The 24,716-nt window shown below is 29.6% G+C and carries 20 protein-coding genes and 13 tRNA genes; 29 read left to right on the forward strand and 4 right to left on the reverse strand.

The features are described 5' to 3' along the window. The first annotated feature begins 4 nt into the window (after nucleotides 1–4). From MAG_RS01060 to MAG_RS01075, 4 genes are read left to right on the forward strand one after another with little or no spacing between them, the layout of a single operon-like run. A complete protein-coding gene (locus tag MAG_RS01060) occupies nucleotides 5–757 on the forward strand; it encodes a PP2C family protein-serine/threonine phosphatase (RefSeq protein WP_011949390.1) in 753 nt (250 codons plus the stop codon). Nucleotides 758–780: 23 nt separating this feature from the next. Beyond that, complete coding sequence (locus tag MAG_RS01065) at nucleotides 781–1,776, forward strand: serine/threonine-protein kinase (RefSeq protein WP_011949391.1); 996 nt, start codon at nucleotides 781–783, stop codon at nucleotides 1,774–1,776. A 10-nt stretch (nucleotides 1,777–1,786) separates the two neighbouring features. Then, the gene (gene rsgA, locus MAG_RS01070) at nucleotides 1,787–2,632 is read left to right on the forward strand and encodes a ribosome small subunit-dependent GTPase A (RefSeq protein ID WP_011949392.1); all 846 of its coding nucleotides are present in this window, start codon (nucleotides 1,787–1,789) and stop codon (nucleotides 2,630–2,632) included. Continuing rightward, nucleotides 2,619–3,281: a ribulose-phosphate 3-epimerase gene (locus MAG_RS01075; protein WP_011949393.1), complete on the forward strand. Its 663-nt coding sequence runs from the start codon at nucleotides 2,619–2,621 to the stop codon at nucleotides 3,279–3,281. The genes rsgA and MAG_RS01075 overlap by 14 nt, the downstream gene beginning before the upstream one ends. A gap of 79 nt (nucleotides 3,282–3,360) precedes the next feature. On the opposite strand, the gene MAG_RS04265 is transcribed toward MAG_RS01075, so the two are convergent. From MAG_RS04265 to MAG_RS04280, 4 genes are all read right to left on the reverse strand, one after another. After that, nucleotides 3,361–4,749 carry an ATP-dependent DNA helicase gene (locus tag MAG_RS04265; protein WP_011949394.1) on the reverse strand — a complete coding sequence of 463 codons (1,389 nt, stop codon included), beginning with the start codon at nucleotides 4,747–4,749 and terminating at the stop codon, nucleotides 3,361–3,363. Between the two features lie 85 nt (nucleotides 4,750–4,834). Continuing rightward, nucleotides 4,835–5,611: a hypothetical protein gene (locus tag MAG_RS04270; protein WP_011949395.1), complete on the reverse strand. Its 777-nt coding sequence runs from the start codon at nucleotides 5,609–5,611 to the stop codon at nucleotides 4,835–4,837. Between the two features lie 221 nt (nucleotides 5,612–5,832). Further along, nucleotides 5,833–6,453: a DUF4357 domain-containing protein gene (locus tag MAG_RS04275; RefSeq protein ID WP_232955146.1), complete on the reverse strand. Its 621-nt coding sequence runs from the start codon at nucleotides 6,451–6,453 to the stop codon at nucleotides 5,833–5,835. After that, complete coding sequence (locus MAG_RS04280; RefSeq protein ID WP_011949397.1) at nucleotides 6,437–7,114, reverse strand: GIY-YIG nuclease family protein; 678 nt, start codon at nucleotides 7,112–7,114, stop codon at nucleotides 6,437–6,439. The genes MAG_RS04275 and MAG_RS04280 overlap by 17 nt, the downstream gene beginning before the upstream one ends. A 559-nt stretch (nucleotides 7,115–7,673) precedes the next feature. Between MAG_RS04280 and MAG_RS01100 the strand changes: the two genes are divergently transcribed. The 25 genes from MAG_RS01100 to MAG_RS01220 all read left to right on the forward strand — a co-directional run bounded on the left by MAG_RS01100 (nucleotide 7,674) and on the right by MAG_RS01220 (nucleotide 24,658). Continuing rightward, nucleotides 7,674–7,750 (forward strand) — tRNA-Pro (locus MAG_RS01100). 1 nt (nucleotide 7,751) lies between these two features. Then, nucleotides 7,752–7,828: transfer RNA gene (locus tag MAG_RS01105), tRNA-Ala, on the forward strand. Nucleotides 7,829–7,835: 7 nt separating this feature from the next. Next, nucleotides 7,836–7,912 (forward strand) — tRNA-Met (locus tag MAG_RS01110). A gap of 26 nt (nucleotides 7,913–7,938) precedes the next feature. Beyond that, nucleotides 7,939–8,014 (forward strand) — tRNA-Ile (locus MAG_RS01115). Between the two features lies 1 nt (nucleotide 8,015). Beyond that, a tRNA-Ser gene (locus MAG_RS01120) sits at nucleotides 8,016–8,108 on the forward strand. Between the two features lie 29 nt (nucleotides 8,109–8,137). Further along, nucleotides 8,138–8,213: transfer RNA gene (locus MAG_RS01125), tRNA-Met, on the forward strand. 4 nt (nucleotides 8,214–8,217) lie between these two features. Then, nucleotides 8,218–8,294 (forward strand) — tRNA-Asp (locus MAG_RS01130). A 4-nt stretch (nucleotides 8,295–8,298) separates the two neighbouring features. Then, nucleotides 8,299–8,374 (forward strand) — tRNA-Phe (locus tag MAG_RS01135). 94 nt (nucleotides 8,375–8,468) lie between these two features. Then, nucleotides 8,469–10,088 (forward strand): CTP synthase, encoded by a 1,620-nt coding sequence (locus tag MAG_RS01140; protein WP_011949398.1) that lies wholly within the window; start codon nucleotides 8,469–8,471, stop codon nucleotides 10,086–10,088. Nucleotides 10,089–10,331: 243 nt separating this feature from the next. Continuing rightward, nucleotides 10,332–13,010: an isoleucine--tRNA ligase gene (gene ileS, locus MAG_RS01145; protein WP_011949399.1), complete on the forward strand. Its 2,679-nt coding sequence runs from the start codon at nucleotides 10,332–10,334 to the stop codon at nucleotides 13,008–13,010. 1 nt (nucleotide 13,011) lies between these two features. Then, entirely contained in the window at nucleotides 13,012–13,743 is a 732-nt protein-coding gene (locus MAG_RS01150; RefSeq protein WP_011949400.1) for a signal peptidase II, read from the forward strand. A gap of 183 nt (nucleotides 13,744–13,926) precedes the next feature. Beyond that, nucleotides 13,927–15,780 carry a P68 family surface lipoprotein gene (locus MAG_RS01155; RefSeq protein WP_011949401.1) on the forward strand — a complete coding sequence of 618 codons (1,854 nt, stop codon included), beginning with the start codon at nucleotides 13,927–13,929 and terminating at the stop codon, nucleotides 15,778–15,780. Nucleotides 15,781–15,968: 188 nt separating this feature from the next. Further along, nucleotides 15,969–16,043 (forward strand) — tRNA-Asn (locus tag MAG_RS01160). Nucleotides 16,044–16,048: 5 nt separating this feature from the next. Then, nucleotides 16,049–16,124: transfer RNA gene (locus MAG_RS01165), tRNA-Glu, on the forward strand. Nucleotides 16,125–16,128: 4 nt separating this feature from the next. Continuing rightward, a tRNA-Val gene (locus MAG_RS01170) sits at nucleotides 16,129–16,204 on the forward strand. A 1-nt stretch (nucleotide 16,205) separates the two neighbouring features. Beyond that, nucleotides 16,206–16,281 (forward strand) — tRNA-Thr (locus MAG_RS01175). Nucleotides 16,282–16,289: 8 nt separating this feature from the next. Further along, nucleotides 16,290–16,374, forward strand: a tRNA-Leu gene (locus tag MAG_RS01180). Between the two features lie 348 nt (nucleotides 16,375–16,722). After that, nucleotides 16,723–17,319, forward strand: a complete 597-nt coding sequence (ruvA, locus tag MAG_RS01185; protein WP_011949402.1) for a Holliday junction branch migration protein RuvA — start codon at nucleotides 16,723–16,725, stop codon at nucleotides 17,317–17,319. Continuing rightward, nucleotides 17,300–18,262, forward strand: a complete 963-nt coding sequence (gene ruvB / locus MAG_RS01190; protein ID WP_011949403.1) for a Holliday junction branch migration DNA helicase RuvB — start codon at nucleotides 17,300–17,302, stop codon at nucleotides 18,260–18,262. Before ruvA ends, ruvB begins: the two co-directional genes overlap by 20 nt. Nucleotides 18,263–18,298: 36 nt before the next feature. Beyond that, nucleotides 18,299–20,665 carry a protein translocase subunit SecDF gene (secDF, locus tag MAG_RS01195; RefSeq protein WP_011949404.1) on the forward strand — a complete coding sequence of 789 codons (2,367 nt, stop codon included), beginning with the start codon at nucleotides 18,299–18,301 and terminating at the stop codon, nucleotides 20,663–20,665. A 73-nt stretch (nucleotides 20,666–20,738) separates the two neighbouring features. After that, complete coding sequence (gene truB, locus MAG_RS01200) at nucleotides 20,739–21,605, forward strand: tRNA pseudouridine(55) synthase TruB (protein WP_011949405.1); 867 nt, start codon at nucleotides 20,739–20,741, stop codon at nucleotides 21,603–21,605. Then, nucleotides 21,598–22,440 (forward strand): YcsE-related riboflavin metabolism phosphatase, encoded by an 843-nt coding sequence (locus MAG_RS01205; RefSeq protein ID WP_011949406.1) that lies wholly within the window; start codon nucleotides 21,598–21,600, stop codon nucleotides 22,438–22,440. Before truB ends, MAG_RS01205 begins: the two co-directional genes overlap by 8 nt. Nucleotides 22,441–22,471: 31 nt before the next feature. Next, nucleotides 22,472–23,359, forward strand: coding sequence for an FAD synthase (locus MAG_RS01210; protein ID WP_011949407.1), 888 nt, complete (start codon nucleotides 22,472–22,474; stop codon nucleotides 23,357–23,359). A 92-nt stretch (nucleotides 23,360–23,451) separates the two neighbouring features. Continuing rightward, a complete protein-coding gene (rpsO, locus tag MAG_RS01215) occupies nucleotides 23,452–23,718 on the forward strand; it encodes a 30S ribosomal protein S15 (RefSeq protein WP_004024390.1) in 267 nt (88 codons plus the stop codon). A 148-nt stretch (nucleotides 23,719–23,866) separates the two neighbouring features. Then, a complete protein-coding gene (locus MAG_RS01220) occupies nucleotides 23,867–24,658 on the forward strand; it encodes an alpha/beta fold hydrolase (protein WP_011949408.1) in 792 nt (263 codons plus the stop codon). Nucleotides 24,659–24,716 lie beyond the last annotated feature (58 nt).

Here is a 24,716-nt window from a genome sequence, read left to right on the forward strand (position 1 = left end):
ATTTATGGATTTTGGCAGAGTTAGTGAAAAAGGAACAAAACGACTCGAAAATCAAGATGCTGTTGCAATTTTAACTAATGAAAATTGCACAGTTTTACTTTTATGTGATGGCATGGGTGGCCATTATGGCGGCGCAATTGCCTCAAGCACAACTATTAAAGTATTTAAGCAGTATTTTGATAATAATTTTCCTAATTCTGATGATAGCGCCATTGATTCATACATAAAATGAATAAGAGAAACAATTAAGGCTTGCAAAAAAGAGATGATTAAAATTGGCGATCGTGATGAAGCTAAATTAGACATGGGAACCACAGTTACAGGGGCTTTAGTCAATTCTAAAGAAAAGTTTATTCTCATTTTCAACATAGGCGATTCACGTACTTATATATTAGATAATTCAAACCAAATTACGCAAGTAACTGTTGATCATAATTACTTAAATCAGCTAATTTCTAATGGTGTTCCTGAGCATGAAGCTAAAAAAAGCATTAACCGTGCATCATTAACATCAGCTTTAGGGCCAACTAAAAAAACTAGATTAGATATCTCAACAGTTTTTCCTAATGATTATAAACGTGTTAGTGCTGTTATTGCAACTAGTGATGGCACACATAATTTTGCATCGCGAAATGTAATGGAAAACATGGCACTAAGGTTTAAAAATGCACAGGAGTGATGTGATAACATTGTCGACTTTGCTTTAAAAAATAATTCAAATGATAATGCATCATGCATTATGGTTACATTAAATTAAAGTAAAAATCAGGAGGCATTAGAATGATTCCATCAAATAGCAGAGTCTTTAAAAAGTACAAAGTGCTTACAAAAATTGGCGAAGGAGGCTTTAGCAAAGTCTTTAAAGTCGAATTATTAAATTCTGATTCAGTTGTTAAAGAAGTTTATGCACTTAAATATTTTGTAATTAAGCCTGATAGCGACAAAAATGTGACAATTAGTCGTTTTAAGCAAGAAATTGCAATTTTGCAAAAAGTTAAGTCTGATTATTTTCCTTACTATGTTGAATCATATGTTGGTGATGATGAGCAGTATTTAGTAATGGAATATGTTGAAGGCAAAAGCTTAAGAGAATTAATTAAAAAAAATGGCGTGCTTAATCCCCATAGTTCAATAAATTATGTAAGACAAATATGTGAAGCTATGCAAGAGTTGCACTCAAATAATATTATTCATCGTGATATTAAGAGCAACAATATCATTATAACTAGCAATAGTCATGTAAAAATACTAGATTTTGGTCTTTCACTAGATCCTGATAGTCAAAGATTTACACAAGCTTCAAAAGTTGTAGGTTCAGTTTATTATATGGCACCTGAGCTCTGCCGTCCTGATAATGAGCCTACTAAAAAAACAGATATTTATGCAATCGGAATCTTACTTTATGAAATGCTAACTGGCAAATATCCAATTGAAGGCAAGAAAGCTGATGAAACCTTAATATTGCAAAAAACAATGCCAATGCCTAAGCTAACTGATAAAATCGCAACTACGCAAGCACTAGAAAATGTAATTATTAAAGCAACTGCAAAAGATCCATTTCATAGATACTCAAGCGCATGAGAAATGGCAGAAGATTTAAAAACAGCACTTTCAGAAAAAAGAATATTTGAAAAGCCAATTGACGCTAAGAAAATGAAACCTAAAAAAACGATTACGGAGATAGTAAACAGCAAAGGTTTTTTGATTGCTATGCTTGTTATTTTCAGCTTAATTATTTTAGCTGTCATAGTTGCAATTATAGTTTTATCAGTATAGGGAAGTAAACTTGAAGGGAAAAATTTACTCAATAAATTCTGGAATTTATTCAATTAAAGATGAAAATAACAATTTTCATAATTTGCCTGCTCTAGGTGTTTTTAGACATAAAAACATAGTGCCTTTAGTTGGCGATTATGTCGAATTTGAAAAAGAAAAGTACATAACTAAAATATATGAAAGGCAAAATGAATTTATAAGACCGAAAGTAGCTAATATTGATCATATCATCATTGTAATGTCAATTCATGAGCCTGAGTTTCAAAGCTTTTTAGTTGATAAATATATGGCTTTTATTGAGAGTGCAAATATTGAGCCAGTTTTATTTAATACTAAAGCTGATTTAGGCACAAGCAAATATAAAAATGAATATGAAAGTTTAGGATACAAAGTTTACGAAATATCCTATAAAACAGATGAATGAGTAAAAAATATTGCGAAATTATTCACTAATAAAACTAATGTTTTAATGGGGCAAAGCGGCGTTGGAAAAACTACTTTAGTTAACAAAATTACAGGCAGTAATTTTGCTGTCCAAGCAATTTCAAAATTTGCAAACAGAGGCAAGCATACAACTAGAATTGTGCAAATTGTTAATGTTTTCGATAATGGAGAATTAATTGATACTCCAGGCTTTTCTAGTTTAGATATAAACTTAACAAAGCAACAGTTAGCCTATTCATATAAGCAGTTTAAAGAACTAGGCAAATTTTGCAAGTTTAAAACTTGCTTTCACCAAAATGAGCCTGAGAACTTTTGTAATATAAAACAAGCTGTTAAGGACAATATTATTCCCCAATTTAGATATAATAATTATCTAAAGTTGTTGCAAGAGGTTGAAAATGAACAAAAATAATAAGTATGTTACTCCATCATTATTAAATGTTGAGCCTGAAAATAGGCTAAATATGGCTAATATTTTAGTTAATGAAGGCATAAAATGAATTCATTATGATGTAATGGATGGCAAATTTGTACCAAATTTAGCAATTGAATTGGATGAAATTAAAAACATTCATGAAAAAGGACTAAAGCACTTTAAAGATGCTCACTTAATGGTTGAAAATCCTTTGGATTATATAGACTTATATAAAGATGTAGTTGATATTGTGACTTTTCATTATGAAGCGGTAGAATCAGAGAAATTGCTTAAGTTTTTGAAACAAAAACATCATGATTATAGGCTTGGAATTGCAATTAAACCAAGTACTGAAGTTGAAGAAATTAAGAAATTTTTACCTTATATTCAATTAGTGTTAGTTATGTCTGTTGAACCAGGAAAAGGCGGTCAAAAGTTCATTCCTTCTGCAATTGATAAAATAAAATTACTTAAACAATTAAGAATAAAGCATGCTTATGACTATTTAATACAAGTTGATGGTGGCATAAATGATGTAACTGGCCCTGAATGTTTTAAAGCAGGTGCTGATGCTTGTGTAGCCGGTACTTTTATTGTTTCAAATCCAACCAAAGCAAGAATTAATAGCATTTTAGGGATTAAATAGATATTAGTTGCTTAACTTTACATTTTTTGATAATAAAAATGTGGTGAGAGCACACACTTTTTTATATTAGAAATATATTTTAGTGACAATATTGTCTTTTTCTAAAAAGACTTCATTTCTTTTTCCAATGCATTATTTTTATATGTTTAGCTAAACTTGTATCTCTTTGAGCAGGTCTTTGATTAACACTTTTATTAAAATATTGTCTGCTGGTAATAATAACTAGTTCATCTTTAGCCCTAGTTATAGCTGTATAGACTAACTTTTTATTAATAAAGGAATTACCTTTTTCTGGGTCTAACACTAAAATCACTTTTTGAAATTCGCTGCCTTGAGTTTTATGAACTGTACAAGCATAACACAAAGCTAAATTAGTTAGATCCGAGCTATATAATTCAACTTTTTTATTATCATTATTAAAAGTTGCAGTCATTTGTTTGTTGTCTTTATTTATAATATCGACAACTCCAATATCGCCATTAGATAAATCATTTTGATTTTTTAGATACATTATTTTATCTTCTTTATAAAAGCTGTAACCATTTGCATTTAATTTTTCGTCTTCGTCTTTGTTTTTATTTCTATTAAATTTCTCTTGGATCTTTCTATTTATTTCCTCTATTCCTAATGCTCCTTTGTTGAAGGGAGAAATAATTTGAATTTGATTTGGAATATAAAAACCATTCTTATTACGAAAATTATAATTATTGATAATCTCCTCTAAGTATTTACTTTGATCATCAATAAAAATAGTTTTCAAATCGCTTTTTTCTGCTGTTTCTTGAAGCTTTGTGATGTCAAAATTATTATTTCTGATCATATAAGCTAGATCAGTAATTTTGCTTTGGTCTTGTTGTCGGTGTGTACTTTTTAATTCGACAGTTGTTATTTTTTTAGATTTAATAATATCTTCAAACGCATTACCAATTCCAATGCTTGGCAACTGTTCCACATCGCCAACAAAAACGATTCTTTTTGCATTTCCAATAGATGAAATAAAGCTACTAAATAAATTGTTGTCAACCATTGATGTTTCATCAATAATTAATAAACCATCATCTAGCGGATTAAACATATTTTTTCTAAACTTATCAGTTGAAGGATCATATTGCAGTAATTTATGAATAGTTGTAGCGTCGGATTCTTCAAAACTTTCCTTAATTCTTGCTGCTGCTCTTCCTGTCGGAGTTGCTATTTTAAAACTTTCATTTGGATAAACTTTTTTAAATAGTTTTACTATGCCTTTTATTAAAGTGGTCTTACCAGTTCCAGGGCCACCAGTAATTACTACAAATTTATTATCAATAAACTTTCTTAGTGCGTTAATTTGACTTTCATCATATTTAAAGTTGTCTATGTCTGCTTCTTTTGCAGACTCTTTTTGAATTTCTTTTATATATTGTTTAAATTTGGAATACCTAATTTTTTTGACTCTGTTTTTATTAGCTAAAAATGAAGCAATAGTCATTTCATCATTATATGTTTGGGCTGTATAAACTCTATCTTTTTTAATAATGAGAAGTTTTTTGGTTTTTGCATATCTTATTACATTATTAATGACTTTTTTTTAACTCCACTGGAATAAAAAACTTCTCTTGATAGTCAAAGTATCTTTTTATATTTTCTAAATATGTATAAGAACTAGATTTGTTATTTAGAATTTCATTACAATAATTATGTAAATAATGAGCAATTCGTGCAACAATATTTTCATCTTTATTAAAAAGCAAAAAGATTTTATCAATAGATTCTAGGCTAGTTATTTTGTATTGAAAATTAATCTCATACAAACTATTTTTAATTGCTTCTTGTATTAGATCAAATGAGCCTGCATAAAGCTCTATTAGTTTATCAAGTACATTTAAATCAAGGTCATTAGTAAGAAATGCTAGTTTAAAATTACTAAAAGTAAGCTTGTTAAAAACGCTATTTAAAACTGGTTTTCGTACTTGCTTCATGTTTAGAAATTTTTCTTTATTAGAAAGTATTTCTTGTCAAATATTATCTGATTGGTAGTATGACTCTAATTTTTTAATAAAATCATCACCAATAGTTTTATTAAACACATCCGATTTCAAATATTCAAAAAATATTTGGTTGTCGCTAGCTGTGAATAACTTATATGACTTGCAATTATAAATTTCAGAATTATATTTTTCTTCTGGGTTTTCATCTGTTTGAATTTCATATAAAACTTCAATAGGCAAGCTATTAATATTACCACTAATTTTAATGATTTTCTCGGTATCTAAAACATAAAAATTAGCAACAGCTCAGTCTTTATCTGTATTGTAAGTAAATTCTTTTATATAACCTATAAAAGATTTCATAACTTTTCCTAAAATTATTAATAAAATTCGCTCTATATTTATTATTCAAAAAGCTTTTTACACAAGTTATCTATTTTTATTTTATCTAATTTTTGCATACAGTAGTTTAGCTTAGTTATATAAAATTCAGTATTTTTTATTTTCTATTTAAACTTAAATGCAATTAAAACAATGCATAAATAAAAACCTCAAATCTACACAAAGCGGTGTAAATGAGGCCTTTATTTTTTAATTCAATCTACGTGACCATTAGACGATCTAGCTAAGACAAATTCAGCAGCAGATGATAAACTTTTAAATTCAAGATCTTGTTGTAAAACACCATCTCTAATGATTTGTTTTGCAAAGCACTCAGCTCGTAATTCTTTTATGCTATTGTATTTCATTTGTTCTTTAAAGTGTTGAGCTTCAGCAAGTTCAATGGATGAACCTGATAGCAAAATAAATCTTTTGTCTTCAACTTGCTTTAATGTTGCAATTATTTTTTTGTTTTTATCAAGCCTACTATTTTTAGACAATGAAAATATAGTTTCTTTATATTTGTTATTAATTTTTAAACTTTTTTGTTTTTCATACAAATCATCAATATTATTAGATTCAACTCAAATCCTGCCATCTGATGAATTTCCTAAAACAAAAACAGCTGCATAAGATTTTGAATTAAATTCTTGATTTTCTTGCAAAATTCCATCAATAATCTTATTTTCTAAAATTAATTTATCTCTTTTTTCTTTAATCGTTTTAAATAGATTTGCAAAATACTCTGGTTCATTTTGATGTAATCTAATTTGAGAACCTTTTAATACTATATATTTGTCGTCTTTGTTAATGCAATAAAGCAATGGTGGTTTTTTCTGTTTCTTTTGATTTTTGCCTTAAAGTATAGTATTTAACTTCATTATCATTTGCATAAGATTGTGTGTGCTTTTGTTCATCATGTTTTAGGGCTTGAATTTCTTTTTGTTGGCCTAAATTTTGTTTTTTACCAAAAACATCAAAACCAACATTTTTTAATATAGTTTTAGCATTTTCTATAAAAGCATTTCATTCTGCTTCATCTTCACTAGAAATATTTCCCTTGTTAGCGCAATTGTCATTTAATAACTCAATATTGCTATTATCTGTAAATAGCCTTATGAAAGAGTGCTCTAAATAGTTTAGTTCAGTTGCTCCAATATTACTTTGAGAATCTACAATTATATAAACATAATCAAAATCACTTCTTTTTTCTGAGCTTAGATGTTGAAATACTCTATATAACACTCCTTTATTATCGTTTTTTATATTTGATTGGCCAACATAGACACTATAGTTACTATTATTTTGTTTAACTAGAAAATATACCCCTGCATGGTTTAAAAAATCTTGCTGTTTTGCTAATAAACTAGAAAGTTTATTCTTAGTTATTTTATAAATTATTCCAACTCAATTTTTAGATTTATATTTTATTATTTGTCCATCATTGCTATCTATTATTTGAGTGCCAAACCATGTTATAGACATTTTTATAACCTCAATCAAAAAATTTTATTATTTTAATTATATTTGATATTTATTCTTTATGTAAGTAGCACAAAAGAAAAAGCCTTAAATTATATAAAGATTTATAAATAAAATAAAAAATGCCACCTATAATTGTTATTATATCAATTGTAAATTTTTAATTGTATAGTTTAGTTTGATACTAGCATAAATTAATACAATATGAGCTAAAATAAATATAAAGTGCCTAATTGAATTATAAAAAAGGTTTAAAAAAAACAAATCATTTGCTTTTTTTAAATAATGAAAAAGGTAATTAATTCATAATAAATGAAAATATATTAGTATGCTTATTTAAAAGTGTTTTGGTGATAAGCAATGCAAAAAATATTTTTAGCCTACAACAAGTTTCAACATTTTATTACAAACAGAAAAAACATAGCTTATAATTGTATTTAGCCAAGTTTTTTTGCTACAGAATTTATAAACAACAGCAGTATTTAAAAAAATAAAAATCTGCTTTTGGTTTATTTTTTCTAATGTATAATAATATTGCTTTTTAAACACTAGCCAAAAAAGCGGAGAAGTAGCTCAGCTTGGCAGAGCGCTACGTTTGGGACGTAGTGGTCGCAGGTTCAAATCCTGTCTTCTTCACCATGGGGGATTAGCTCATTTGGCTAGAGCGCCTGCCTTGCACGCAGGAGGTGGTGGGTTCGAATCCCATATCCTCCACCATTTTTATGGCGTTGTAGCTCAGTTGGTTAGAGCATTCGGTTCATACCCGAAAGGTCAAGAGTTCGACTCTCTTCGACGCTACCATTATATGGAAAAAGTATCTAACTGAAGGACCTATAGCTCAACGGTTAGAGCAACCGGCTCATAACCGGTTGGCTACTGGTTCGAATCCAGTTAGGTCCACCATGGGTGATTACCCAAGTCTGGCTGAAGGGACTAGTCTTGAAAACTAGCAGGGGCTTCACGGCCCGCGGGGGTTCGAATCCCTCATCACCCGCCATTTGTTCTTTTTAACTAAAACTTTTATATCGCGGAGTGGAGAAGTTGGCATCTCGCAAGGCTCATAACCTTGAAATCGCTGGTTCGAATCCAGCCTCCGCCACCAATATGGTCCAGTGGTAAAGTGGTTTAATACGCCTCCCTGTCACGGAGGAGATCGCGGGTTCAATTCCCGTCTGGACCGCCATAATGGCTCTGTAGCTCAGTAGGTAGAGCAACGGATTGAAGCTCCGTGTGTCGCTGGTTCGATTCCTGCCGGAGCCACCATATCAAATATGCCCCAAGGGCTTTTTTTATTGCTTTTTTAGCCCAAAAATACACATTTTTAAGTAAAATACTATATATATTTATTGAGGTGTATATGAAAACTAAATTTATTTTTACAACTGGTGGTGTATTAAGTGGACTTGGTAAAGGTGTAACTGCTGCCAGTGTTGGTAATCTTTTAAAAGCACAAGGATTTAATATTTTTGTACTTAAACTAGATCCATATTTGAATATTGACCCAGGTGTTATGAATCCTTTGGAGCATGGCGAAGTTTATGTTACTAGTGACGGGGGAGAAACTGATTTAGACTTAGGTCACTATGAAAGATTTATTGGCATAAAGTTAACTAAAGAATCTAACTTTACTACAGGTAGAATTTTTACAAGAATTTTAGAAAAAGAGCGTAGAGGCGACTATAATGGTAAAACCGTGCAAATAGTGCCTCACGTAATTGATGAAATTATTTCAATTATTTTAAATTTAGCTAAGCAAAAAGATCCTGATTTTATGCTTATTGAAATTGGCGGAACTGTTGGCGACTTAGAATCTAGTCCATACATTTATGCAATTTCAAAATTTGCTAGCTTATATCCAGAAAATGTTATGTTTTCTCACTTAGCTTTTGTGCCTTATCTTTCAGCATCAAACGAATATAAATCTAAACCTAGTCAAGTTTCAATTTCAACACTAAGATCATTTGGAATTAATCCTAATTTATTATTGCTTCGTTCACAAGAAGGCATTGACACATCAATTATTCAAAAAGTTAGTGCTAATGCTTTTATGAAGCCTGAAAATGTAATTAACATTCCTGACAAAGCAAACATTTATGAAATTCCTTTATTTTTAGAATCAAGCGGCATATTGCAAATAATTTATAAACACTTTAAAATAGATAAGCCTATTAACTATGAAGCTAATGCCTCTTGAAAAGAATTTGCTAATAAATATGTTTCAAAAAGATGCAAGCCACTTAATATTTTATTAGTTGGCAAATACACTAGTTTAGAAGATGCATACTTATCAATTATTTCATCACTAAAGATTGCTGCTGCTCATCAAAATATCGAATTAACCTATAAATTAGTCGATTCGGAAAAGATAACTGACAAGAATATTGCTTCAGAATTAAAGGGCTATGACGGCGTAGTTATTCTACCTGGCTTTGGACTAAGAGGATTTGAAGCAAAAGTTAATTTAGCAAAATATACACGCAATAATAAAATTCCTACTTTAGGAATTTGCTTAGGTTTTCAAGCAATGACAGTTGCACAAGCTAGAATGATGGGTATTTTAAATGCTACTAGCAAGGAATTTGCAGACCAATCAAAAGAACAAGAATTTGTACTTACTCCGTTTTATGAAAATGGCGATTTAATGAATATTGGCGGAACTTTAAGACTAGGTGAAGATAAGATTAAAGCAAAAGATGACACACTTGCACAAAAAATTTATGGCTCGAATGTATTTTATGAGCGCCACCGTCACAGATATGAAGCAACTGATAAATACAGAGTGCTTTTAGAAGATAAAGGCTTTGTTTTTTCAGGAACTCATCCTGAATTAAACGTTGCTGAAATATGCGAAGTTAAAAATCATCCATTTTATTTAGGTGTACAATACCATCCTGAATTTACAACTCAAGTACTTAGATCAAACCCTTTGTTTGACACATTTTTAGCAAAAACCTGAGAAAATAAGCAAAACAAATAAATATTAACTAAGCTCACTTACTAGTGTGCTTTTGTTTTTATGTGTAAAAAATACAAATAATCAATTTAGTACTTTAATACTATAAAACAGCCATATCAGTAAATATTAGTATTTTTATAAAGCACAAGCAAACAGAATTTAAATCGCCATAAAATGAATTTTTTATATAATACATAAACTTATTATAAGTTTATAAATTAGTTTTATTATAATAATCAAACTTATATTTATTCTAGGAGCAATATGTCAGAGATAGATTACAAAGAAACGCTAAACATGCCTAAAACTGATTTTGAAATGCGTGCAAATCTTACTACTAAGGAGCCTTTATTTAGAGAAAAGTGAGAAAAAGACAATTTGTATGCTAGGGTTTTAGAAAAAAACAAAAATAATACTCCATTTGTGCTTCATGATGGCCCTCCATATGCAAATGGTAGCATTCACATTGGTCATGCGTTGAATAAGATTTTAAAAGACATTATTGTTCGTTATAAATCAATGTGTGGTTTTTATTCTCCATATGTTCCTGGTTGAGACACACATGGCTTGCCGATTGAATTAAAAATGCTTACTGATGCCAAAATTAATTACAAAGTTATTTCACCTATTGAATTAAGAAAAAGAGCGTCAGAATATGCTGATATTCAAATTGAAAACCAAATATCACAGTTTAAAAGCTTGCAATTATTAACTGACTTTAAGAAAATTTATAAAACTAAAGAACCTAAATTTGAAGCTGCTCAGTTAAAATTATTCAAAAAAATGGTTTTAGATGGCTTAGTTTATAAAGGTCTTAAACCAGTTTATTGATCACCATCAAGCCAAACTGCTTTAGCTGAAGCTGAAGTTGAATACCATGATGTTGATAGTCCTTCAATTTATGTTGCTTTAGAAATAATTGACCAAAATGGCTCTCAAAAAGTCAAAAACGGCGATAAGTTAGTTATTTGAACCACAACTCCATGAACTTTATTAGCTAATGCAGCAGTTGCAATTGGTGAGAATTTTGTTTATTGTAGAGTTGAGCACAATAACCAAGGATATATTGTTGCTAAAGAATTAGCTAATAAATTTATTGAAATAAGCAAACTTGATAATGCACAAATTAGTGTTGATTTTAACGCTAATGAATTAATAGGCATTAAGTACAAAAGTGTGTTAAATGATTTAGTTTGTCCTGTTGTTATTGGACATCATGTTAGCCTTGAAAGTGGAACTGGATTAGTTCACATTGCGCCTTTATTTGGTGAAGATGACTTTCAAATAGGAACAGCTAATTCATTAGAAATGATAATGCATGTTGAAGATGATGGTGTACTTAATGATGCAGCCGGTAAATATAAAGGCATATTTTATGAAAAAGCTAATGCACAAATTTTTGACAAATTAACTAGTAAATCAGCCTTATTAGCCAAAGGAACAATCAGACACTCATATCCACATGACTGAAGAACTCACAAACCCATTTTATTCCGTGGCACTCCACAGTGATTTGTTTCAATTGATAAAATTAGACAACAATTACTTAATGAATTAGAAAGCATAAACACTTATCCTGAATGAGCTAAAAAACGTTTAGTTAACATGATAAGTGAGAGAAAAGATTGAACAATCAGCCGTCAGAGAACATGAGGTGTACCTATTATAATTTTTTATGATAAAGATGGTAAACCAGTTATTAATTCAGCCATATTTGACTATGTTATAGACTTAGTGGAAAAATATGGCACTGACATATGATGAGAAAAAGAGGCTGATGAATTATTACCTGAAGAGTTTAGAAGCAATGGTTATACTAAAGAAATGGACATTATGGACGTTTGATTCGATTCAGGCACTACTTCACTTGCAGTTGAAATTGATGAAAAACTAAAGCCCCCATATGATTTATATTTAGAAGGCAGTGACCAGTATCGCGGTTGATTCAATTCATCATTAATAAATTCAGTTGCTTATACACACAAAAGCCCATATAAACAAATTGTTAGTCACGGCTTTGTTTTAGATTCAAAAGGCGAAAAAATGTCTAAATCTAAAGGCAATGTTGTTGATCCACTTAAAGTTATTAAAAAATATGGTGCTGACATTTTAAGATTATGAGTTGCTAATGCTGAATATACAAATGATGTTAATATAAGCGATGAAATAATTAACCAAAACAGTGAAATTTACCGTAAGATTAGAAACACAATTAAGTTCTTATTAGGCAACCTAAATGGCTATGAATATGATGAATCGGTCAAAAGAACTGGTGTGCATCAATATATATATAATGAGTTAGAATCAATTAAAGAAAAAGTATATAAAGCTTATGATGAATATAATTTTTCTAGTGTTATAAAAACAATAAATAAATATGTTGTTGAGTTATCAAGCTTTTATTTAAACATAACCAAAGACATTTTATATGTGCATGAATTTGATTCGAATGAAAGAATGATGACACTAGCAAACTTTTATGATATAACTAACTTTTTAATTAAAGCGATTGCCCCTATTATTCCAACTACTGCCGAAGATGCTTATATGCACTTTTATAAAAAAAATAAATTAGAAAGCATTCACTTAGAGAATTTTGATATAGTTAAGCCATATGATTCTAATGTTTTAAAAGAGTGAGAAGAGTTCTTTAGTCTTAAAGACGAAGTTAACTTGCTATTAGAAAATGCTATTAAAAGTGGCTTAATTAAAAGAACTAACGAAGCTAAAGTGACAATTAAAAATCCTAGTGAAGTAATTAAAGGATATGATCTTAAGCAGTTATTAATGGTAGGCGCAATTGAATTTGGCAATGTATCAAAAGTAGAATCATTTATGTCTGAAAAATGTAATAGATGTTGGAACCATTTTTCACCTGCTCAAATTAAAGACAATTTATGCCCATTATGCTATAAAATAGTGCAAAAAGTAAACGGAAAGTAATATGAGACACAAAAAGGAAAATAAAGAAAATTTTGTCGAAAGAATGAAAAATCACTTTAAGTATTGGCAAGTATATATCAAGACAAATTATTTGACAATATTACTCAAATATGCCATATTTATAGTGACCTTCGCAATTTTACTAACCATTGATCAAGTAACTAAAGAAATCTATTTTTATTCAATTCCTGATCCTAGTTCTTCTTCTGGTTTTCAAGGAGACAGATCAATAGTATTTGACTATGGAATAATTGGCTTTAGGTCAGTTGCCCATCATGGCGTTACTATTTTTTCAAGATTTGGTCAGTTATCAACAGCTGCATTTAATTTTATTCACTTTACTAGCATACTTTTATTCCTTTTCTTGCTAACAGTGCCGCTTTTTGTAAAGTCAAATCTAATGATTATTCTATGCGCAACAGTTGCAGCTGGTGATATTGGTAATTTCATTGATAGAATGAGATTTAATAACACAGTTAAAGACATTATATTTTCTCCATTTATCGAAAAGTGAACAAACAGAGAACTAGGTACATTCAATTTTGCTGATACATACATTGTTGGTGCAGCAATCTTGATGGCTATTGTTATGTTAGTTAAAACTTTTTTATTGCCAAATAAAGAAGACTTATATGAAGAAAATATGATTAGCGAACTATTGGTTGATCCAGTTGTCTTAGAGCAAGCTAATGCCGCTAATCAAGCAAGCAATGCACAACAAAATAAGGCTTAGGCCTTTTTTATTTTGCTTTTGTTATAAATTTAGCCAACTTTACAAAAAGTGCTATAAATAGCCCAAAATCAGCCTAAAATATGAATAATTCCACATTCGAATACTTAATTTTGCATTAGTTTTAAAATATATATTTAGATAATTAGTTACTAATTATTTCATTTTCTTATAATGAGGTTTTAAATGAAAGCAAAAAAATTACTATGAGGAATAGCACCATTAGCCGCCTTAGCACCACTAGCTGCTGTTTCTTGTGGAGATAAAAACGAAAATAACGGAAAAAGTATAATTTTTCAAATAGCGCATAGTAAGGATTGACCACTTGCTGGTGCGCTAACACCTTTTGTTGACTATTACAACAAAACATTTAGCAAAGACAAAGACTTTATTCCTGTTAAGATGTCATACAAGGAAGATCATAACATAAAGTCTGAATTTGGTCTTGTTAAAAAAGCAAAGGAAAACATTGAATCAGGCAATCTAAAAGAAGTGCCAAATATTATTTTAGGTTCTCAATCAGGCGCTTTCTTAGTTAACCAATACAAAAGATTAATGGATCTTAGTGATGTTGGAGTTAAAAAAGAAATTTTTAATCAAAGCATAGCTGAGTTACACACAATTTTATCTGGTCAAACAGACAAAAACAAGGTTTACAACATACCTTTTGATAATGCTGATACAGATGCTTTAGCATTTAATCTTGATGTTCTTAACTTTATGCTTGAATTAATAGAAAAAGGTAAAGGAACTATTGATTGAAATGCTGATATTCCAAAAAGAGCTAAGGATGCTGCTGTTAAAGGTGTTGGAAATGACTTACCAGAAAATAGTATTTGAAGAGCATTGAAACTAGCAAAAGATGATTCTTTCAAAGACTTTAAAGTTGACGAAAACACCTTTAAATCAATGGATAAAATAAGAGAGCTAGCTGTTAAATTCCAAGAAGGAACCAAGCTAGATGAAGGTAAAGTTAATGCTGACACAATCACTGGTGAAGTTTTATCAATTGATTATCATAAACAATCATTTTTTAAAGAGTTTAATTCTAGAATTGGTAAAGATGATGTTATTTGAAAACTAGTTTTAACTGGTGATCCAAAAAAACCAACCCGTGTTGAATATAACTTGCCAAATAATGAAAGTTATGTAAGTCATTTTAAAGATCTATATAAAACATATACTGAATCAGTAAAAAGACATGAAAAGAAAGTTGGCGCCAACAATAAAGTATTTTCATCAATTAAGTATGTGAATCATTCGAATGAATGAGGTTCATGAAATGTTCGTGAATTCAAGAGTGCTATTAGTATCCTAGCTAGCGTCGGTACAAATCAAAGAATGATTTCGAAAATATCTAAAAAACTATTTTCAAAAACAAAAGACGGCAAACCTATTCCTGGATTTGAAAAAAATAATGCTAAATTTGAAGACGTATACTTATTGCCACAACTTACATTAATGTCTGAAGGCAAAGACAGAATATTTGCTGAAGGTGGTTCAAGTATTTTAGCTGTTGATACATCTGAAAATCATGATACTTCTAATGCTGTAAATAAGGCAACTAAGAAATTCTTAGCTTGATTATACACAGGCAAAAATCAATACTATGGTCATGAAGAAGAGAACTGAAAAACATTTGCTAAATTATCAGGGTACATTATTCCACTTAGTGGCGTAATTAATGACAATAATGAAAAGATTATGAAAGATGAAATTAAAAAATTACTTAAAGAAGTAAGAGAAGTTGAAAAGAAAGCTAATGCAACTGAAAAAGAAAAAACAGAAGCTGAAGATAAATTCTTTATTCTAAACAACCTAAGAAGTGCACTAGTTTCACTTCAGTCAATTTTAAATCTTGAAAAAAATAAGACAACAGTTCTTACTAAGCCATCAGTAACAGACAATGCAACTAGCCAATTTGCTGGCGCATTAGATAGTGCATTATATTTATCATCTGCTCATGATGGACAAGAAATTAAAAAAGCTGATGAGTTGCTAGATCAATTCAAAGTTTATATTAATCAAGAACAAAAATAAAGACTAAATAAGCTACCAAAAATAAACAAAAAAGTAAGCAAAACAAATGTTTAAACTGCTTACTTTTTTTATGCAATCATATATAATAAAAATGCATTTTTTAAAGATGCTAAATAAAAAAATATTTTTCTTACCATAAATATTTTTTTGTTATATAATAATAAGGCTTTATGTAAAAAAAGTAGTTTGCCGATTTAGCTCAGCGGTAGAGCAGCTGGCTGTTAACCAGTTGGTCACAAGTTCAATCCTTGTAATCGGCGCCATTTATGGTCTGTTGGTGAAGCGGTTAACACACATGGTTTTCATCCATGCATGCACGGGTTCGATCCCCGTACAGACTACCATTTTGGAGAATTAGCTCAGTTGGGAGAGCATCGCCCTTACAAGGCGCAGGTCGTGGGTTCGAGCCCCTCATTCTCCACCATGCCGCCTTAGCTCAGTTGGTAGAGCAACTGACTTGTAATCAGTAGGTCGTAGGTTCGAGTCCTATAGGCGGCACCAAAATTTGAGCGCGAGTGGTGAAATTGGCAGACACGATAGATTTAGGCTCTATTGCTTAACGGCATGAGGGTTCGAGTCCCTCCCCGCGCACCAAAATTCTCTTTAAACTCTACAAAGAGTTTTTTTTACTCCTTTTATTTGTTCGTTATTTGTTTTATATTCGTTTAGACAATAACACACGTTTCTCCTTTCTTTAGATTTCTAAGCATTGTGCATTTTTTCCATTTTACCTTTCTTATGTTTTTTTGTCCAGTGTTTCTTAGTGTGTTATTGATTCTTGTATAACAAAATATCTTGTATATTTTTGCATTATTTTAATTCGAATTTTTTTATTTTTATTCTATTAATGATCATAAATGGGAAAAGGGACGCCTTTTTCCCATTTTTTTCCTTTTTTAAATTATTCATAATGTTTTTAAACATACTGAATTGGAGGTGAAAATGATTTTATATAGAATAGGTGAAATTATCCATAAACATAACTCAAACATAATATTTGAAAGTCAAGGAATAGGATATTCATTAATACTTCCTGATCCTGAGCGAGTTGAAATAAAGCAAAAATGTAAATTATATTTATTTGAAATCAAAAACGAATATCAATATGCTACTTATGCATTTAAAGATTTCAAAGAAAGACTGCTTTTTGTAGATTTAATCTCTCTTAATGGCATTGGGCCAAGAGCAGCTTTTAATATATTAAACTTTGGCTTCGAAAAAGTTGTGGCATTAATTGCTGAAGGAAATGCAGAAGCACTAATTGAAATTCCATATCTTAATCCAAGAATGGCAAGACTGATTGTGGCTGAATTACAGGCAAAATGGTCAAAAATGATTAGTCCAAAAGATGCAGCAAAAATTAATGAAACAACTAATACTTTATCTGAAGTAAAAGAAACTCTTAAGATGGTAGGCTTTAAAACAAAACAAATTGATGGCGCACTTTCTAAAATTTCATCAACTGATGATGTTGAAAAAATGATTGAAGAAGCAATAAAATTAATGTCTACTCAAAACTATGAATCAGCTACTGCTTAGGCCAACTAGTTTTAAAGAATTTATAGGTCAAAAGAAATTAATTATAACTTTAAAGGCAATGATAGATGGTTCATTGCACAGAAATGAGGTCTTAGATCATATTCTTTTTTATGGTCCACCTGGAACCGGTAAAACTACTTTAGCATCTTTAATAGGCAATGAATTGAATAAAAGGGTTCACTACTTGCAAGGAGCATTATTAGAAAAAAAGTCTGATGTACTAAGCGTTTTTGCTAATGTTAATGAAAATGATATAGTTTTTATTGATGAAATTCATAGCATTAATAGAGCAGTTGAAGAAATTATTTATAATGCAATGGAAGATTTCAAAATTGACTTGATTATAGGCCCAGAGGGAAATTCTAAAGTTATGAGAATGAACCTTAAACCTTTTACTTTAGTAGGTGCAACAACTAAATTGAATTTACTTAGTCAGCCTTTTAAAGACAGATTCGGGCTGCTTGCCAGACTAAGTCAGTATAGTAATGAAGAGATAGTTAAAATACTACAAAACAGCAAGAAAAAGCTAAAAGTTGAAACTGATAGTGATGTACTAATGCTCTTAGCAAAATATTCTAGAAACACTCCTAGAATTGCTAATCACTTACTAAAAAGAGCATATGATTTCTCACTTAAAAATAACCAAAGTATTATTGATGCTAAAACAACATATTTAACATTTAAGCATTTGGAATTGTTTGATTTAGGGCTTAATAAAGAACATATAGAATATCTTTCATTGCTTAGCAATTCTTTTTATGATAAGTTTGTTTCAATAGACGCAATTTCAGGAATTTTGAATATGAGCAAGGAAAACTTAATTAATGATATTGAACCTTATTTACTATATTTGCAGCTTATAGAAAAGTCGCCAAGAGGTAGAAGAATAACAACAAAAGGAGTGGATTATTTAATAAGAAATAATCTTAATATTTATACTTAATAGAAAAAATACTAATAATATATAATATTAACTATTATGTCAAACTTTATAACTAACATTAAGACTTTTTTTAAGAAACTATTTAGCCCTAATAATTGAAAAAGATGACTACTGTTATCAATTTCAATTATTGGCATAATTTGTGCTATTGTTTGCGGCGCATTCTTTGCCATTTTTAAACAAACTAACCGTTCAATTGAATATGGTGAAGGAATTAGATACCAAGTTGAGGCTAGAGTTAAAAGTGATAATGGTGATTTACCTGCTTCAGCCAAAGTTTTAAATGATATTGGTCAGTCACTAAAATATCGTTTCTCTAGTACAAATGATTCATCAACTAATGTGGCTGTTATAGGTAACGGAATTATTCAAGTTACCCGTAATAAACCACTTAGCGATTCAGAAAAACAAGCTGAGTTTGAAAGCTCAATTATTAAAAAAAGTAGTTTAGTTGTAACTGACATAAACATGAATCCACTATTTATAAATGGTAGATTTGCTGATCCTAAAACTATTGATAAAGATAAGCTAAAAATTGATTATAGTGAAATTGAAAAATATGCTGTGCCTCTTAAAACCGATAGTGCTACAGTTAGATTTAACCCAATTGCTTCAAGATACCAAGTTTTAGCAGAATTAGAAGATAATCAAGCTATTTTAGAGTGACAAAAAGCAACTGAATATATTTCTAAGCAACCTGAAAGAATTATGTTCATGTGAACAAACTTAGATGAGTTGTACAGATTTGCTAATACACCACTTTTTAAAAAGGACTGAGAAGCAGCACAAGGAAACGCAGCAAACTTTACATTTGTTGGCAATAGACCTTGAGACCCACAGTTAAGAAAACTTAACACAATTAAGAAAAGCCAATTTGATGGATCTAAATATTTAGTTAATATAACTGAAATTGACAGACCATTAAATGATAAGAATTTTGTTATATCTACTACAGATTCTAAAAAATCGACTTCTGATGCTTTAGCATCATCGATAAACTTTGGTTCTAATAAAAACTTAAACTTAAGAATTTTTGGCGAACCTGTTTTATTTAGCAAAGAAAAAAGTGAATTCAAGTTCAACTACATATGAATTGCTCTTGCTGTTGCATTTTCATTAGTTTCATTAATGCTAATGGTAAATTATGGCCTATTAGGCTCATTAAGTGTTATTTCAATGGCACTATACATATTCTTAACATTACTAATGTTCACAGTTCTAAGAGGTGAATACTCGCCATCTAGTTTCGCAGGTCTTTTTGCATCATTAATAATTAATTTAATACCAATCTTTACATCATTTAATAAATTTCAGTCCGAGATTTACAAAGGCGAGTCTAAAGTCAAAAAAGCCTATAAAACAGCACTTAACGCTAATTTCATTTCTTCATTAGATATGTATATTGGCACATTAATACTATCAATAATCTTCTTCTTTTTAGGTACACCAAATGCACAAGGCTTTTCTATTATGATTACCTTTGGCTCAATTTTTGGAATTATTGTCATATTAATTATTAATAGATACCTGACCTTTTTAGCAGTTAATACAGATGTTTTTGATAAAAAAGTTAGTCTGCTTGGCATAATAGCTAAAAAAATTGGCAAGTTTAATACTGAAGCTAAATACAAAAAAATTAACTATGTAAACAAGTCAAAATTAACTGTTATTGCACCTGTATTACTCATTTTTGGAGCTATTATTACACTTGCAACACTTGGTGCAATTAATAAAGATGTATGATCTGCATTTAATTTAACAGGATTATTTGCTGAAGCATCTAGAGTTAATATAAATATTGAATTTAACAAATTTGGAATTATTTTAGGCTTATCAGTAATAGCTATAATTATTTATTCATTGATTAGATTCAAATGAACATATTCTATTGCTATAGTTATAACCTTAATCCAAAATTTATTAATAACATTTGCACTGTTCCTTATATTAAGAATTCCTTTGAATATTTATACAATTCAAGCATTTTTATGAGCAATATTGCTTACTGTTGCTAACACATTTACGATTTTTGGCTCAATAAAAGCAAAAATGAACTTATTTGAAAAAGATGAAGCTCTAAGCAAAGAACAAGTTAGATATGTTTCAAATAGTATCTTCTATGAATCATTTAAAAATAATTTATTCTTATTGATTGCTTCAGCATTAGTGTTCATAACTCTTTTAGCATTTGTTGGCGCTATTGACATATTTACAAGCGTAATAATGTTAATTCTTGTGATTGTTGCCATTTATTCAACATTATTTGTTGGTGTAGCAGTATGGAGTAAACTAGAAGAAAGACGGCAAATAAGGATTCAGCACAGAATTGATACAAAATATTGAGTGTTTCCAAACGAACCTTCTGAACAAGTCTTTCCAGGAATTAATAATTATTTAGCATAAAAAATTCACCACTATTGTGGTGTTTTTTTATATAATAGATATCCACACTTTTTGTATTTGATTGGAGGCCATTATGTTTTACTTAATCAATAAACCTAAAGGCTGTTCATCTTTTGCAGTGATTAATTCATTTGCCAAAGAAAATAAGATCAAAAAAATAGGTCACACAGGAACGCTTGATCCATTAGCTTCAGGTTTATTGCTAGTAGCCACTGATGAAGATACAAAATTAATTCCTTACATTAAACACAATAATAAGGCTTATATAACTACTATTCAATTTGGAAAACAAACTGATACATATGATTCAGAAGGCACAGTTATTAATCATTCCGAAGTTAAAGTAGGCCAAAGTGATGTTCAAAAGATAACTAGCTGATTAAATAGTCAAAGCGAACAAATCCCGCCATCTTATAGTGCAAAAAAAGTAAATGGCGCAAAGAGCTATGAATTAGCCAGAAAAGGAAAAAGCATAGAGCTTAAACCGCAAAGTATCAAAGTGTTTGATTCAAAAGTACTTAGTTTTAACAGTGAACTTCAGCAGGCAGTTGTATATATGAACGTTTCAAAGGGCGCATATATAAGAAGTTTAGTAAATGACTTAGGAATATTTTTAAATACTTATGCTTATATGAGCGAGCTAGATAGAGTCAAAGTCGGCGAGCTTGATATAGATTTATTAAAAGGCAAAAGTTTTATTGACGTAAGCAACTATGCTTTATTTTCACTCCCATTTTATGAGCCAACATATGCAGAAATTAGACATTTAAAAAATGGCATAAGTATACTTAATAACAAAAGAATCAAAAATGGCGAATATATTTTAAAAACTAATCAAATCAACTGAGGAATTGTTAGTGTTGATAGTGATTTAATTAAAGTCAAAAGAATATTTGGCAACAGAATTAAAGAAGTTGAACAAGGAGAAGCAAATGACTAGAGTTGAAATACAAAACAACATCAAGGCAGCAGCTTTTGATATTGATGGAACATTATTAGAACATGGCAACTTACAATTTAATGAAACCGTTTTAAACACATTTAAACAGCTAAAGTCTAAAGGCATAACAACCATTTTAGCATCAGCCAGGGAGTTTGTAACTATAGGTCAATTACTAAATAAATCTAACCACATTGACTATTTTATAGGCGCAAACGGAGCATTTGTTTATGATGTGCAAAACAAAAAAATTATTTATGAAAAAATCATAAAATACAATGAGCTAAAAGTTTTGTACTCAGAATTTTCTAATTTTAGCCACTGTGAAAACTTTTTGCTAACTGACATTAATTATGGTTTTAAATCTCCTAATATGAAAATTGAATCTTGATTTTTAAAGCCACATAGTGACAAAATAATTGATATGGACTTTAATAAAGTTGACAAAAATCATATGCACATTATTGCCTTAGGCACTAAAAGCGAAGAAGATTCAAGTAAGTGTGCTGAAAAAGCTAGAGAACTAATCAAACAACACAATATGAATTTAGAAATAACAGCAAGATGAAGCAAGGGAGTATTTATTGGGCCTAAAAACTCAACTAAGTCGTCAACACTTAAATGGTTATGTGAATATTTGAATATTAACAGAGACAAAAATTTAATTGCTTTTGGCGATAGCTCTAATGATTATGAAATGTTAAGAGATGCTGCATATGGTGTAGCAATGATGAGAGCAAATAGCTGAGTTAAAAGTGTTGCTAATGATGTCACATTAGATTGCGAACATAATGGGGTTTACTTAAAGTTAAAAGAATTAGGGTTAGTGTTTTAATTCATAAGAAACAAAATATATAATTTAAATTATGAGTTTTAATGTTTATAGTTTCAATAATTTGCCAAAGTTTAATGACCCAATATATTTAATTGGCGTATTTGAAAGTTTTCATCTAGGCCACAATTTTTTATATGAGAAAGCTAAAGAAATAAAAGGGAATTCAAACAGAGACATTGTTATTGTATTTTTTAGAGATATTGAAAACATGTTTAAAAATAAAAATGGCTACATTTTTACAGACTTTGAAAATCGCATTCAAGAGTTTGCTAATTTAGGTTTTGCTCAAGGAATATATCTTGAATTTGAAAAATTATGAGCTTTAGAAGCAAATCTTTTTTTAGAAAAATTATTTAAAAATCAAGATGGATTAATTGACGTTGTAGTTGGCAAGGACTTTCGCTTTGGGCTTAATGCAAAAGGCAATCTTGACACTATTAAAGAAACAATTGGCGAGAAAAATGTTCATTCAGTAGACATTGTAAAAATAGGAGAAAATATCAAAGTTTCAACAACTTTTTTAAAATCTTGCATTGAAATTGGCGATATTGAACTAGTTAATTCATTAAATTTATATACATACTCATTTAGTGCATATATAACTTTTAACGATATAACTAAGTCAATTAAGTTAACAACTGATAGTAATATTATTCCTTTAAAAGATGGCATATATTTAAGTTATGTTGAGATCAATGAAATGACTTATTATGCTGTTTTAAAGGCAAATATAGATAATTATGAAATTAAATTTCTTGATTTTGAATTAAAGGATAATGTGGCTAACTTAAAATCAAGAATAAAAATACTAAAATCATTAAGATTCATTTCTTCACTTGAAGATGATATGATCTTAAATTCTGACATAGTTAATGCTAAAAAAATTCTACTTAATGATAGTAATAATGGTAAAATTTAAAAGCAATTTAATTTACAACAATGCAATTTTATACTTGGTTTAATTAAATAATTAAAACTAGGGTAAAACATATTTATGTATGGAGAACTAAAATGATTACAAAAGAACAAAAAGCTCAAATTGTTGCTAAATATGGAGCTAACAAGAAAGATACAGGAAATATCTTTGTCCAAATAGCTATTCTAACTGCTGAAATTGAAGACTTAAAACCTCACTTTTTAGCAAATCCAAAAGACAATCACTCAAGACGTGGTTTTATTGCAAAAATTACAAAAAGAAGAATTTTGCTACAACACTTAAAGAAAGAAAACTTTGAACTTTACAACAAGGTTCTAGCTGAATTAAACTTGAGAAAATAGTTACTGAAAAAGCACAGAAGGGTGCTTTTTATTTTATTCTCGCTGATCAAATTTCCATTTTTCCCTATAAAACAGCCTTGAAAGCAAGTTGTGTATAATTTACTCATCAATATTTTTGTTCATTTATTTAGCATGAAAAGAGGAATATATGGAAAAAGTAATCTATGACTATGAATATGTTTTTAAAGACAATGGCAATAAAGACGGAGCCATAATTTATTGTCATGGCCACAATTCAAAGCCTAAAATTTTTGAAATGTTTCAAAATTACTGGACTAAAACAAATTATTATGCAATCCAATTTCCAGGCAATAATTTAGTTAAGCCAGTTAAAGATCATAAGCTAAATGTAAATCAATTTGCACAGTTGCTTGTTGACTTTATTACTAATAATGGCCTAAAAAATGTTACATTAATTGGCCATTCAATGGGCGGTGGCACTATATCACTTGCATATAAATTACGTCCTGACTTAATAAGTAAACTAATTTATATTGCTCCTATTAATAAAACAACATCACTAAGCAAAGGAAAATATAGAAGAAATTTTGCCCCTACTACACTCAGCGAATATCATGACTTTTTAAGGCCACTATACTATGATTTTGATAAGTTAATTGCTAACTCAGAATTTAGTGAGGAAGTTAAAAAGGCTTTTGATCCTGAAAGATTTAGCAATGAATACATTAAAGAATTAACAATGTCAATGGATTCTAGTCTTTATGATCAAATTGAAAGCGCTTTAGATTCAATTAAAATTCCTACATTGCTTATTTTAGGTGAAAAAGATGGTGTTATAGATAGTGAAGCATGCTTAGAATATTTTAAAGAGCACGTTAAAAATTTAGAAAGCATTATTGTTCCAAAATCAGCTCATATAATTTATCTAGAAAACTGACCAGTGTTTATTGAAGCTGTTGAAAAATTTTTATGTAAGTAATCTAATCAAAAGTTAATAAGCAGGAAATTTTTGCACGCCTGCTTTTTCTTTTAAGCTT

The sequence above is a fragment of the Mycoplasmopsis agalactiae PG2 genome (genome assembly GCF_000063605.1).
Taxonomy (GTDB): Bacteria; Bacillota_I; Bacilli_A; order Mycoplasmatales; family Metamycoplasmataceae; genus Mycoplasmopsis; species Mycoplasmopsis agalactiae.